This window comes from Neisseria sp. HMSC070F02 (assembly GCF_001814225.1).
GTDB lineage: Bacteria > Pseudomonadota > Gammaproteobacteria > Burkholderiales > Neisseriaceae > Neisseria > Neisseria meningitidis.
Map to the genome: position 1 here is coordinate 33848 of NZ_KV815335.1, position 13449 is coordinate 47296.

Sequence of the window (13449 nt, forward strand, 5' to 3'; positions counted from 1 at the left end):
ATGCGCCTGACCCATATCAAACTCTCCGGCTTCAAATCTTTTACCGACCCGACCACGATTCATGTGCCGGGGCAGCTTGTCGCGGTTATCGGGCCGAACGGCTGCGGCAAGTCGAATGTGATTGACGCGGTGCGCTGGGTGTTGGGTGAGGCTTCGGCGAAGCAGCTTCGCGGCGAGAGTATGCAGGACGTGATTTTTAACGGTGCGGCGACGCGCCGTCCTGCGCCGAGGGCTTCGGTGGAGCTGGTATTTGACAACAGCGACCACAGTTTGCAGGGGGCGTGGGGGCAGTATGCCGAGGTGAGCATCAAGCGGCAGCTGACGCGTCAGGGCGAATCGACTTATTTCATCAACAATCAGACCGTGCGCCGCCGCGACATTACCGATTTATTTTTGGGTACGGGCGTGGGCGCGCGCGGTTATGCCGTTATCGAGCAGGGGATGATTTCGCGCATCATCGAAGCGCGGCCGGAGGAATTGCGCGCCTATATCGAGGAGGCGGCAGGTGTGTCCAAATATAAGGAACGCCGCAAGGAGACGGAAGGCCGTCTGAAAGACACGCGCGAGCATTTGCAGCGTTTGGGCGATTTGCAGAACGAGTTGGCGCGTCAGGTGGAAAAGCTGGAGAAACAGGCGGAAACCGCCGAACGCTACAAATCCCTGACCGCGCAGTTGAACCAACAACAGGATTTGCTCGATTACGCCCAATGGCAGCAATCGCTTGCCGCCGCCGACAAAGCGACCGCGCAGCATCAGTCTTTGCAGGCGCAGCAGGACGAAACCGCCGCGCAGGTTCAGGCGTTAAACGACGAAGTACATGCCTTGCAGACCGCCGAACAGTCGCAGCAGCAGGCGGTGCACGAATTGGGCAACAAACGCGGCGTGTTGCGCGAGCAGATAGCCCGTTTGGAAGAGCAAATCCGCCACCGGCAAAACCTGCACCAACGCATTGAACGCGACAAGCAGGCGGCGCAGGCGCAGTTGCAGCGCATCCATCAGGAGCAGCAGCAAATCCGCGTGCAGCTGGAAGAAAACGAGTCGCAGGTCGAAGAAAAGCAAACCGAATTGGCGGAATGGGCGATGCAGGTTGCCGAACACGAAGAGCGTCTGCCCGAATTGGAAGAGGCCCAAGCCACGCTCAATGCCGCCTTCCAAACCCAGCAGGACGAGGCAAACCGCATCCGCCGAGAACTGGCGTTGAAGCAGCAGCAGCTTGCCCATGCCGAACAAACCGTTGCCAAGCACGAAGAGCGCAAAGGCCGTCTGAAACAGGAAAACCAAGCCCTGAACCTGCCCGACGAAGCCGAAACCGCCGCCGCGCAGGAAGCCGCCGCCCTGTTGCAAAACCGGCAAGAGCATTACGAAGAACAAATCATCGCCGCCGAAGAAGCCTTACACGCCGCCCGCGAGGCGTTTCAGACGGCCTCAAACCGCTTCCAAAGCCTGAAGCAGCAACACATCACCTTGCAGGCGCAGCAGCAGGCGTTGTCGCAAATCCTGTCGCAACAGCAGGAAGCCGCCGACTTCTGGCAGGCAAGCGACCACGCCGCCGCGCCGCAACTGTGGCAACACATCACCGCGCCCGCCGAGTGGCAGCACGCCTTGTCCGTCATCCTTGCCGAACGCCTGCACGCCCGCGCCGTGCCGCACGGCTTCGTACCGCCCGAACCTTTGCCGCAGGGGCAGGCGGCATGGCTTTCAGACGGCCTCTCCGGCGGCATCAAAAAATCCCTGCCCGTACAGGCATTGCTGAACCAAATCCAAGCGCAGCCGCCGTTTCAGACGGCATTGCACCACTGGCTCGACGGCGTATTGTGCGCGCCCGATTTGAGCTACGCCCTCGCGCATCAAAACGATTTGGGTGCACATCAAATCTGGCTCACGCCCGAAGGTCATCAGGTCGATAAAGTCAGCGTCCTGCTCTATGCCAAGCCCGCGCAGGAAAGCCTGATTACCCAAAAAGCGCACCTCGACGGCATCGCATCCGAACTGGACAACCTAGCCCCCGAACTCTCCGCCGACGAAGCCGCGTTCAAACAGGCGGAAGCCGCCGTGCGCTCGTCCGAAGTGCAGCACAAAAACCTGATGCAGCAACAACAGCAGCACACGCGCCAATACAGTCAGGCGCAGCAACGCGCCGCCGAACTTCTGGCGCGCACCAACCAAGGGCAAATCCGCCGCGAACACATCGCCCGTGAACTGGCGCAGTTGGCAGAAGAGCAAACCGTGTTGCAACACACGTCCGACGGGCTTTCAGACGACATCGCCACTTTGCAGGAAGCCGCCGCCGAACTCGAACACCAACAGCAAACCACCGCGCACAGCCGCCAAGAGCAGCAAGGTCGTCTGAAACAGGCGCAGCTTGCCCTGTTGGAAGCCAACCGCCAATACGGGCTTGCCGAAGTCGCCGTTCACAAGCTCAACCAGCAAAAACAAAACTACCAACAGCAAATTGCCCAGCTCGAACAGCAAACCCTCGACTGGCAGGAACGCCAGCAAGAGCTTGCCCTAGCCTATGAAACCGAGTTCCAAAACGACGAGCAGCACATAAAACTCGACGAGTTGACCGAAGCCGTACAAACTTTGGATGAAGAATACATCGCCGTGCAGGAAAAACTCGCGCAGATTCAGGCGCAGGGCAGGGAACAATACGCCCGCGTACAAACCCTGCAAACCCAGTTGCCACAGCTTCAGGCAGCCACCCAAACCGCCCTGTTGCAACAACAGGAAGCCCTGATCAACGCCAAACGCTACCATCAAAACCTGACCGAACGCGCCGCCGATTTGGATGCGCTCGAAGCGTTGGCGAAAGAATCGCCGAAAGTATTGAACAGCAGCATCGGCAGCCTCTCGCAACAAATCGAAGCCCTCGGCGCGGTCAACCTCGCCGCCCTGCAAGAACTCGAAGAAGCGCGCGAACGCGACGGCTACTACCGCAGCCAAAGCGAAGACGTGCAGGCAGCCATCACCATTTTGGAAGAAGCCATCGCCCAAATCGACGACAAAACCAAAGCGCGTTTCAAAGAAACCTTCGACGCCGTCAACGGCAAAGTCCAAACCTTCTTCCCGACCCTGTTCGGCGGCGGCGAAGCCACCCTCAAAATGATAGGCGACGACCTACTGACCGCCGGCGTGTCTATCATGGCGCGCCCGCCCGGCAAGAAAAATAGCACCATCCACCTCCTTTCCGGCGGCGAAAAAGCCCTTACCGCGATGAGCCTCGTGTTCGCCCTGTTCAGCCTCAACCCCGCTCCGTTCTGTCTTTTGGACGAAGTCGACGCTCCGCTAGACGATGCCAACACTTCGCGTTTCTGCAACCTGGTCAAAGAAATGTCGGCGCAAACCCAGTTTCTCTACATCTCCCACAACCGCCTGACCATGGAAATGGCAGAGCAGCTGGTCGGCGTAACCATGCAGGAAAAAGGCGTATCGCGCGTCGTCGCCGTGGACATCAAGCAGGCGTTGGAAATGGCGGAAGCCGTTTGAACGGGTTGCAGAACGGCTGAATCTTGCCGTTCTTAATGACGTGTTGCGATACGGGTTTTCAGACGGTATTTCAAACAGAACAGATTAAAATCAAATCCAAATCCATAAAAAATGCCGTCTGAACAGCGTTCAGACGGCATTTCGATGTGTATCGCCACGTCAAATCAGTGGTGGTGGCCGCAGCCGCATTCTTTTTTCATATCGATTACCATACGACCGGTGATTTTGCCTTCGCGCATTTCTTGGAAAATGGCGGGTGCTTCATCCAAAGCACGCAGTTGGACTTTCGGCACAACCAAACCTTCCGCGCCGAATTGGAAGGCTTCTTCCAAATCTTTGCGCGTGCCGACCAAAGAGCCGACCACTTCGATGCCGTCCAAAACCAAACGCGGGATGGACAAATCCATCGATTCCGGCGGCAGCCCGATGGCAACCACACGTCCGCCTGCGCGGACGCAATTCACGGCAGAGTTGAATGCGGCAGCAGATACGGCGGTTACGACCGCAGCGTGTGCGCCGCCGGTTTTTTCCTGAATCACTTTGGCAGCGTCTTCTTTGGCGGCGTTGACAACCAAATCCGCGCCGGTTTCTTTGGCAAACGCCAGTTTGTCGTCGTTGATGTCGATGGCGACAACGTGCGCGCCGAATACTTTTTTCGCGTATTGGACCCCCAAGTTGCCCAAACCGCCCGCGCCGTAGATGGCAATCCACTGTCCCGGACGAACGCCGGAAACTTTAATGGCTTTATAAGTGGTCACGCCGGCACAAGTAATGCTCGAAGCTTGCGCAGGATCCAAACCTTCAGGGACTTTGACCGCGTAATCGGCACTCACGATGCAGTGGGTCGCCATACCGCCGTCGGCGGTGTAGCCCGCGTTCAATACAGAGCGGCACAGGGTTTCGCGGCCGGTATTGCAGTATTCGCACGAGCCGCAGCTTTGGAACAGCCAGGCGATGCTGACGCGGTCGCCGACTTTCAGATTTTTCACACCGTCGGCAACTTCTTTAACCAAACCGATGCCCTCGTGTCCCAGCACGCGGCCCGGTTTTTCGCCGTAGTCGCCTGCCGCAACGTGCAGGTCGGTGTGGCACACGCCGCAATATTCGACTTCGACCAACGCCTCGCCGTATTCCAACGGGCGAACCTCGCGTTCGACTATTTCCACATCGCCCGCTACATTTTTATTCACAACAACTGCCTGCATTTTCATGATTGCGCTCCTTAGTTACGGCAAAAAAACCTGTAAACGGAATGTTGTCCGATATAAGGGTAAGCATACGCTTCCGCATCTCACAGGTCAAGTGGTATGTTGTTGAAAAATATGGGTTATATGTTATACTATAACAGCTTGGAAAGGCGCGGCATCGGGGCGGTTGCCGGATGAGGGGCGGCAGGTTTCAAGTTTGAAAAACCGGACGGCAAACCCGTAAAGATACCGTCTGAAGCTGTGTCCGGACGGCATCTTTACGGGTTTGCGGGCTTCGGCGGAGGATTAGTCGAAGCCGGGGCAGGATTGGTTTGTACCGGAAGCGGCAATGGTACCGCCGTCGTTGAGCGTAACGAAGCAGGTTTCGCCGTCGTTGGTGGTGGGATTGGGCGTTGCCTTAAGGGTAAAATGGTCGGGGCTGACTTCGCTTAAAGTGATATCGAAATATTCGTTTTGTTTCAGTTTGTTTTTGTCGTAGGTTTTAAACGTCCCTTTTTGGCGGTAGTAACGTTCCATGGTCTGCGCGTTGTGCAGCAGGGTCGTCCTGACTTCCGACAGGCGGACGCGCCGGATGTAGGTTTTATAGGAAGGGTAGGTGATGAGCGTCAGGATGCCGAGGATGGCGACGGCAATCATCAGCTCGAGCAGCGTAAAGCCTTTTTGAACGTTTTTCATAGCAATGTGTTTCCATTTGTTTGTCGGTCGACGGCATTATAACGCCGTATCGGAAATGGCGGAATATGTAAACGGATTGAAATTTTCGGGAAAGCAGATTGTATAAGCCATTTAAAACAAATGGTTATTTTTATTGTCGGCAGTTTGCCGCCTTGGATGGGGCAGGGACTTGCGGTAGAATCCGCTTCCGATTTATGGGATTGACGCATACAGAGAATTGAAAACATGGCAAAAATGATGAAATGGGCGGCTGTTGCGGCGGTCGTGGCGGCAGCGGTTTGGGGCGGATGGTCTTATCTGAAGCCCGAGCCGCAGGCTGCTTATATTACGGAAACGGTCAGGCGCGGCGACATCAGCCGGACGGTTTCTGCAACAGGGGAGATTTCGCCGTCCAACCTGGTATCGGTCGGCGCACAGGCATCGGGGCAGATTAAGAAACTTTATGTCAAACTCGGGCAACAGGTTAAAAAGGGCGATTTGATTGCGGAAATCAATTCGACCTCGCAGACCAATACGCTCAATACGGAAAAATCCAAGTTGGAAACGTATCAGGCGAAGCTGGTGTCGGCACAGATTGCATTGGGCAGTGCGGAGAAGAAATATAAGCGTCAGGCGGCGTTATGGAAGGAAAACGCGACTTCCAAAGAGGATTTGGAAAGCGCGCAGGATGCGTTTGCCGCCGCCAAAGCCAATGTTGCCGAGCTGAAGGCTTTAATCAGACAGAGCAAAATTTCCATCAATACCGCCGAGTCGGAATTGGGCTACACGCGCATTACCGCAACGATGGACGGCACGGTGGTGGCGATTCTCGTGGAAGAGGGGCAGACTGTGAACGCGGCGCAGTCTACGCCGACGATTGTCCAATTGGCGAATCTGGATATGATGTTGAACAAAATGCAGATTGCCGAGGGCGATATTACCAAGGTGAAGGCGGGGCAGGATATTTCGTTTACGATTTTGTCCGAACCGGATACGCCGATTAAGGCGAAGCTCGACAGCGTCGACCCCGGGCTGACCACGATGTCGTCGGGCGGCTACAACAGCAGTACGGATACGGCTTCCAATGCGGTCTACTATTATGCCCGTTCGTTTGTGCCGAATCCGGACGGCAAACTCGCCACGGGGATGACGACGCAGAATACGGTTGAAATCGACGGCGTGAAAAATGTGCTGATTATTCCGTCGCTGACCGTGAAAAATCGCGGCGGCAAGGCGTTTGTGCGCGTGTTGGGTGCGGACGGCAAGGCGGCGGAACGCGAAATCCGGACCGGTATGAGAGACAGTATGAATACCGAAGTAAAAAGCGGGTTGAAAGAGGGGGACAAAGTGGTCATCTCCGAAATAACCGCCGCCGAGCAACAGGAAAGCGGCGAACGCGCCCTAGGCGGCCCGCCGCGCCGATAAACGAATATGCCGTCTGAACACGGAAACGGTTTCAGACGGCATTTGTTATTGATTTACGGAATATTATGAGCTTGATCGAATGTAAAAACATCAACCGCTATTTCGGCAGCGGCGAGAACCGCGTCCATATTTTGAAAGACATCAGCCTGTCGATAGAGAAGGGCGATTTTGTCGCCATCATCGGGCAGTCCGGTTCGGGCAAGTCCACGCTGATGAACATACTCGGCTGTTTGGATACCGCCGGTTCCGGTTCGTACCGAATCGACGGCATCGAAACTGCCAAAATGCAGCCTGACGAGCTGGCGGCATTGCGCCGCGAACGCTTCGGTTTCATCTTCCAACGCTACAACCTCTTAAGCTCGCTGACCGCAAGGGATAACGTCGCGCTGCCAGCCGTCTATATGGGCGCGGGCGGCAAAGAGCGTTCCGCGCGGGCGGACAAACTCTTGCAGGATTTGGGTTTGGCAAGCAAAGAGGGCAACAAGCCCGGCGAACTCTCGGGCGGACAGCAGCAGCGCGTCTCCATCGCCCGCGCCCTGATGAACGGCGGAGAAATCATCTTCGCCGACGAGCCGACCGGCGCGCTCGATACCGCCAGCGGCAAAAACGTGATGGAAATCATCCATAAGCTGCACGAAGCCGGGCATACCGTCATTATGGTCACGCACGACCCCGGCATCGCCGCCAATGCCAACCGCGTCATCGAAATTCGGGACGGCGAAATCATTTCCGACACCTCGAAAAATCCCGAAATCCCCGCAAGCAATGTCGGGAGGATTCGGGAAAAAGCCTCGTGGTCGTTTTATTACGACCAGTTTGTCGAAGCCTTCAGAATGTCGGTGCAAGCAGTATTGGCGCACAAAATGCGTTCGCTTCTGACGATGCTCGGCATCATCATCGGTATCGCTTCGGTTGTCTCCGTCGTCGCATTGGGCAACGGTTCGCAGAAAAAAATCCTTGAAGACATCAGTTCGATAGGGACGAACACCATCAGCATCTTCCCGGGGCGCGGCTTCGGCGACAGGCGCAGCGGCAGGATTAAAACCCTGACCATAGACGACGCAAAAATCATCGCCAAACAAAGCTACGTTGCTTCCGCCACGCCCATGACTTCGAGCGGCGGCACGCTGACTTACCGCAACACCGACCTGACCGCCTCGCTTTACGGCGTGGGCGAACAATATTTCGACGTGCGCGGACTGAAGCTGGAAACGGGGCGGCTGTTTGACGAAAACGATGTGAAAGAAGACGCGCAGGTCGTCGTCATCGACCAAAATGTCAAAGACAAACTCTTTGCGGACTCGGATCCGTTGGGTAAAACCATTTTGTTCAGGAAACGCCCCTTGACCGTCATCGGCGTGATGAAAAAAGACGAAAACGCTTTCGGCAATTCCGACGTGCTGATGCTTTGGTCGCCCTATACGACGGTGATGCACCAAATCACAGGCGAGAGCCACACCAACTCCATCACCGTCAAAATCAAAGACAATGCCAATACCCAGGTTGCCGAAAAAGGGCTGACCGATCTGCTCAAAGCGCGGCACGGCACGGAAGATTTCTTCATGAACAACAGCGACAGCATCAGGCAGATAGTCGAAAGCACCACCGGTACGATGAAGCTGCTGATTTCCTCCATCGCCCTGATTTCATTGGTAGTCGGCGGCATCGGCGTGATGAACATCATGCTGGTGTCCGTTACCGAGCGCACCAAAGAAATCGGCATACGGATGGCAATCGGCGCGCGGCGCGGCAATATTTTGCAGCAGTTTTTGATTGAGGCGGTGTTAATCTGCGTCATCGGCGGTTTGGTCGGCGTGGGTTTGTCCGCCGCCGTCAGCCTCGTGTTCAATCATTTTGTAACCGACTTCCCGATGGACATTTCGGCGGCATCCGTTATCGGGGCGGTCGCCTGCTCGACCGGAATCGGCATCGCGTTCGGCTTTATGCCTGCCAATAAAGCAGCCAAACTCAATCCGATAGACGCATTGGCGCAGGATTGAGGTTGGCACAAAGATGCCGTTTGAAGCTGCCGGACCGGTCATTTTGGAGCAGAAACTTATCGGACAAAACGGTTTCTTAGATTCTACGTTCTAGATTCCCACTTGCGTGGGAATGACGGCGGCGGGGGTTCGATGATTGCACACAACGCTCGAGTCCCGTCATTCCCGTAAAGACGGGAATTCGGTTCGTTCGGCTTTGCTTGTTTCGGATAAATCACGGTAACTCAATATTCCAGATTCCCGCCCGCGTGGGAACGGCGGCGGGGCTTCGTATTGTTCAATTTATTATTTTCAATCATTCAATGGGTTAGGATGTGTTTGTTGGCTTGCTAACTTTCAGGGCGGATTGGTTTTCAGGCGGCATTTCCCGCAAAAAAGGCTTGGAATTTTCCAAGCCTTTTTTGCGGATGGATTATTGATTTTTGCGGATGATTTCCTCCAGTTGGGGCATCGGGCTGTAGCCGCTTTGGCTGCGCCCGTTGGGGAAGACGAGGGTCGGCGTGCCGTTGAAGCCGAATTGTTCGCCCAAGGAAGTGGTTTCCGCGACGGGATTGTCGCAGATGCTGCCGCCGACCGGGAATTTGCCTTTACGCATCCAATCCGTCCACGCTTTGGCGCGGTCGGGCTGACACCATAAGATTTGCGCCTTGCGCGCGGCATCAGGGTGCAGGCCGGCAATGGGCATCATAAAGCTGTAAACCGTCACGTCGGTCATTTTTTCAAACTCGTGTTCCAAGCGTTTGCAGAACGGACAATCGGGGTCGGAAAAGACGGCGACTTTCAGCTTGCCGTTGCCGCGCACTTCTTTGATGGCTTTGTCCAAAGGCAGGGAGGCGAAGTCGATTTTGTTCAAATCGGCGGCGCGTTCTTCGGTCAGGTTTTTGCGCGTGTCGATGTTGATGAGTTCGCCGACGAACATATAGCCGCCTTCGGCATCGGTGTAGATAATCTGCCTGCCGCTGACGACGACTTCGTAAATGCCTTTGACCGGTGTTTCGCTGACGCTCAACACTTTCAAATCTTGGGCGGAATAGGTTTTTTCCAAACGCGCTTTCAAAGAGGCGGCAACGGATTTGCCGGCGGACTCGGCTTTGACGGCGGGTTCGGCGTTGGCATTGGAAACGGGCGTTTGCCCGCAAGCCAGCAGTGGGAGGACGGTAAAGGGGGTCAAGATTTTGATTAACTTGGTTTTCATATAAAGATGATTGCGCGTGTTGGAAAAGCGGAATTGTATCAAATCTCTGTTGCGCCTGCATTGCGCCTAGGCTCAATTTATCGTCTGAAAATAGCTTCCGCCTGTTAAAATACGCAAAAAAATGATTTGCCTGCCTGTATGATCTACCACCGCATCGCCGTAAACGTGCCGCTTTCAGACGGCCTTTTGACTTATTCCCATTCCGATCCGCTTCCTCCGGGAACGCGGGTGCTTGTGCCTTTCCGCAATAAAACCGTGGTCGGGATGGTGTGGGAAACGGATATTGCGCCGGATATGGATACGGCGCGGATTTTGAGCGTTCGGACGGCCTTTTCGGACGAGCCGCTGCTGCCCGAAAGCTGGCGTGATTTGTTGGCGTTTACGTCGCGTTATTACCACTATCCGACCGGGCAGGCAGTATTTGCCGCATTGCCGCAAGGTTTGAAGGAAACGCGCGCGGTGGAAATGCCGCAGCCGCCGTTGTTTTACGCGCTGAACGAAGCGGGCAGGGCACAAACGCCGCCGCCGGCGCGGTTCAACAAAAAAGCGGCTCTGTGGGACGCGCTGCTGTCGGGCGGGATGACGATGGCGGCGTTGAAGCAGGTGAACGCGCAGGCGGCGAAATTAATCGAAGATTGGGCGGAGCAGGGCTGGATCGAAACGACGGAAGCGGCGAAGCCCATTTTAAGGTCGTACCACGGGCAGGCTTCGCACGCCGGATTTGTGTTGAACGCCGGCCAGCGGCAGGCTTCCGATGAGATTCAGACGGCATTGGGACGATTTCAGCCGTTTTTGCTGTACGGCATCACCGGCAGCGGCAAGACCGAGGTGTATTTTGATGCGATGGCGAAAGTGTTGGCGCAGGGGCGGCAGGTGTTGTTTCTGTTGCCCGAAATTAATCTTACGCCGCAGCTTTTGAAGCGGGTGGAAAACCGTTTTGCCGACGTGCCGACCGCCGTGTTGCACAGCCGGATGGCGGCAGGCAGGCGAACGCAGGATTATCTGCGCGCGATGTCGGGGCAGGCGAAGCTGGTGATCGGCACGCGGCTGGCGGTGTTCACGCCGATGGATGATGTCGGGCTGATTGTGGTCGATGAGGAACACGACGGCTCGTTCAAACAGGACAACGAATTGCGCTACCACGCCCGCGATTTGGCGGTGTGGCGTGCGAAGCAGGGCGGCTGTCCCGTCGTGTTGGGCAGCGCGACCCCAAGCTTGGAGAGCTGGCACAAGGCGCAAAGCGGCGCGTACCGCCTCTTGCAACTGACCGAACGCGCCCATACCGCCGCGCAACTGCCGCAAGTGGACATCCTCAACGTAGACCGTCTGAAACTTGACAACGGCTTCTCGCCGCAAGCCTTGCAACTTTTGAAGCAGAACTTTGAAGCGGGCGGTATGTCGCTGGTGTACCTCAACCGTCGCGGCTTCGCGCCCGCGCTGTTTTGCGGCGACTGCGGCCATACCTTCGGCTGCCCGAACTGCTCCGCCAAAATGGTGTTGCACCAACGCGCCCGCCAACTGCGCTGCCACCACTGCGACCACCGCGAACCCATCCCGTTCAAATGCCCCGACTGCGGCAACCAAGACCTGACCGCCGTCGGACACGGCACGCAGCGCGTCGAAGAAACCCTGCGCGCCTTCCTGCCCAAGGCAGCCGTTGTCCGCGTCGACAGGGACAGCACGGCGCACAAAAACGACTGGGCGGATTTGTACCGCCGCATCGCCGACAACAAAATCGACATTTTGGTCGGCACGCAGATGCTCGCCAAAGGGCATGATTTCGCGCGGCTCAACCTCGTTATCGTGTTGAACGCTGACGGCAGCCTGTACAGCGCGGACTTTCGCGCCCCGGAAAGGCTGTTCGCCGAGCTGATGCAGGTGTCCGGCAGGGCGGGGCGCGCCGACAAACCCGGCAAGGTGTTGATACAGACCCAACTGCCCGAACATCCCGTCTTCGCCGCCGTCAAAGCGCAGGATTATGCCGTGTTTGCCGAAAACGAATTGAACGAACGGCAAATGTTCGCCATGCCGCCCTTCGGTTTTCAGACCGCCGTCCGCGCGGACGCGCCGCGTGTTGCCGATGCGCTGGAATTTCTCAATGCCGCCAAAGAAACCCTCGCCCCGCTGTTGCCCGCAAGCGTTTCCCAGTTTGGCGCCGCCCCCATGCTGATGGTGCGCCTCGCCGAACGCGAACGCGCGCAAATTTTCCTCGAATCTCCGTCCCGACAGGATTTGCACCGTGCCGTGAGTTTGTGGGTGCAGGTGTTGCAGCAAAACCGCGACGGCAAAATTAGATGGTCGGTGGATGTCGATCCGCAGGAGGCTTGATTATCGGCAATCCGATGCCGTCTGAAACCGTTTCAGACGGCATTTTTATTCAGGGTCGCCCGTAAACGCATTCGCCCGAAAAATCGGTACGAACGTCAGCAGGTAAAGCACGAACACGGCGGCGGTCAGAATCGCAGGAACGGTGATGAAGAATATCGGGTTCACGTTCATCAAGAAAGTGCGCGAGACGGCGGCCATAAAGAGCAGGAGGACGGCGATGCGGCAGAGTTTCGGGTAGTCGAGCTTGGTAAAGCCGCTGTGCCACAGTCCGGCGGTCAGCCACACCATCATCACGCCGCCCATCATGTCGCCGAGGGTAATCAGGTGCAGGGGCGCGGAGGCGGGCAGGTTTTGCAGTTTCGCCGCACCTGTCCACAAATAGCCTGCGGCGGCAAAAAGCTGGAGCAGGTAATAAGTGCGGACGTAGTGTTTGCGCAGGAGTTCGTGATGGTGCAGTTCGCGCAGCTTGGCGAGCAGGATGAAACCGACGGCAAGCGCGGTAAAACCGGCGGTTTGCGCAGGCAGCCAAAGTTCGGCGGCGGTGTGCAGCAGCAGGAAGGTGATGGCGATGTTTTTATAGACGATGTTGGGGATGAATACGGGGTCTTTCAGACGGCATTCTTTAAGGGCTTCCGCGCCCAGCAAAACACTCACACGTATGGAAACAAACATCACCGCAGCCATATTTAAATGCACTTGCGCGCGCAACAGGTTCAAGTCGCCGGTTGCCGCGTATGCCGTCTGAAAAACGGTGAACGCGGCAAGCAGCATCAGCAGGGCGAAGTTATCCGTGTTGCGGGCCAGCCAAATCAACCGGGCGCAGAACAGCAGCAACACCAGCCAATAGGAGGCGACGAAAAACGAGGCAGTTTGCGGCGAAAAGGGCAGTATAGCGGATGCGGCGAGCAATAATGCCGCCATCAAAGTCGCGACAGGTTTCAGGTTACCCGAAAAAAACCGTCCAGTCCAACAAAGCCGCAGTCAGGAAACCACCATATGCCGCAGGTAGCATGAGTTCTAAGAAGATTTGGCGGTGCAGGACGACGGCACCGGGGCTGATGAAAAACACCAACGCGCCGAGTATGGCAAGTACCGCCGCACCGACGAAAAACGGCCGCATAGCAACTGTATTTTTCACCCCGTCGGGCAAAAA

Annotated in this window: 7 protein-coding genes and 1 pseudogene; 4 read left to right on the forward strand and 4 right to left on the reverse strand. The window is 56.5% G+C overall.

Annotation, left to right across the window (positions count from 1 at the left end; translation table 11 throughout):
* A complete protein-coding gene (gene smc / locus HMPREF2959_RS00195) occupies positions 1–3486 on the forward strand; it encodes a chromosome segregation protein SMC (RefSeq protein WP_002243329.1) in 3486 nt (1161 codons plus the stop codon).
* Between the two features lie 164 nt (positions 3487–3650).
* Here the strand turns inward: smc and adhP are convergent, their stop codons facing one another.
* Positions 3651–4697 (reverse strand): alcohol dehydrogenase AdhP, encoded by a 1047-nt coding sequence (gene adhP, locus HMPREF2959_RS00200; protein ID WP_162818878.1) that lies wholly within the window; start codon positions 4695–4697, stop codon positions 3651–3653.
* Between the two features lie 282 nt (positions 4698–4979).
* On the reverse strand, positions 4980–5369 hold the full coding sequence (locus HMPREF2959_RS00205; protein ID WP_002243330.1) for a type IV pilin protein: 390 nt from the start codon (positions 5367–5369) through the stop codon (positions 4980–4982).
* 225 nt (positions 5370–5594) lie between these two features.
* On the opposite strand from HMPREF2959_RS00205, the gene HMPREF2959_RS00210 reads away from it, so the two are divergent.
* Together HMPREF2959_RS00210 and HMPREF2959_RS00215 are read left to right on the forward strand one after the other, a co-directional pair.
* A complete protein-coding gene (locus tag HMPREF2959_RS00210) occupies positions 5595–6773 on the forward strand; it encodes a MacA family efflux pump subunit (RefSeq protein ID WP_002243331.1) in 1179 nt (392 codons plus the stop codon).
* A 65-nt stretch (positions 6774–6838) separates the two neighbouring features.
* Positions 6839–8773: a MacB family efflux pump subunit gene (locus tag HMPREF2959_RS00215; RefSeq protein WP_002238832.1), complete on the forward strand. Its 1935-nt coding sequence runs from the start codon at positions 6839–6841 to the stop codon at positions 8771–8773.
* Positions 8774–9185: 412 nt separating this feature from the next.
* Here the strand turns inward: HMPREF2959_RS00215 and HMPREF2959_RS00220 are convergent, their stop codons facing one another.
* Complete coding sequence (locus tag HMPREF2959_RS00220; protein ID WP_002214390.1) at positions 9186–9968, reverse strand: DsbC family protein; 783 nt, start codon at positions 9966–9968, stop codon at positions 9186–9188.
* A 138-nt stretch (positions 9969–10106) separates the two neighbouring features.
* Between HMPREF2959_RS00220 and HMPREF2959_RS00225 the strand changes: the two genes are divergently transcribed.
* Positions 10107–12296, forward strand: a complete 2190-nt coding sequence (locus HMPREF2959_RS00225; protein ID WP_002243332.1) for a primosomal protein N' — start codon at positions 10107–10109, stop codon at positions 12294–12296.
* 45 nt (positions 12297–12341) lie between these two features.
* On the opposite strand, the pseudogene HMPREF2959_RS00230 reads toward HMPREF2959_RS00225, so the two are convergent.
* A pseudogene (locus HMPREF2959_RS00230) lies at positions 12342–13416 on the reverse strand (NnrS family protein).
* Between the last annotated feature and the right edge of the window lie 33 nt (positions 13417–13449).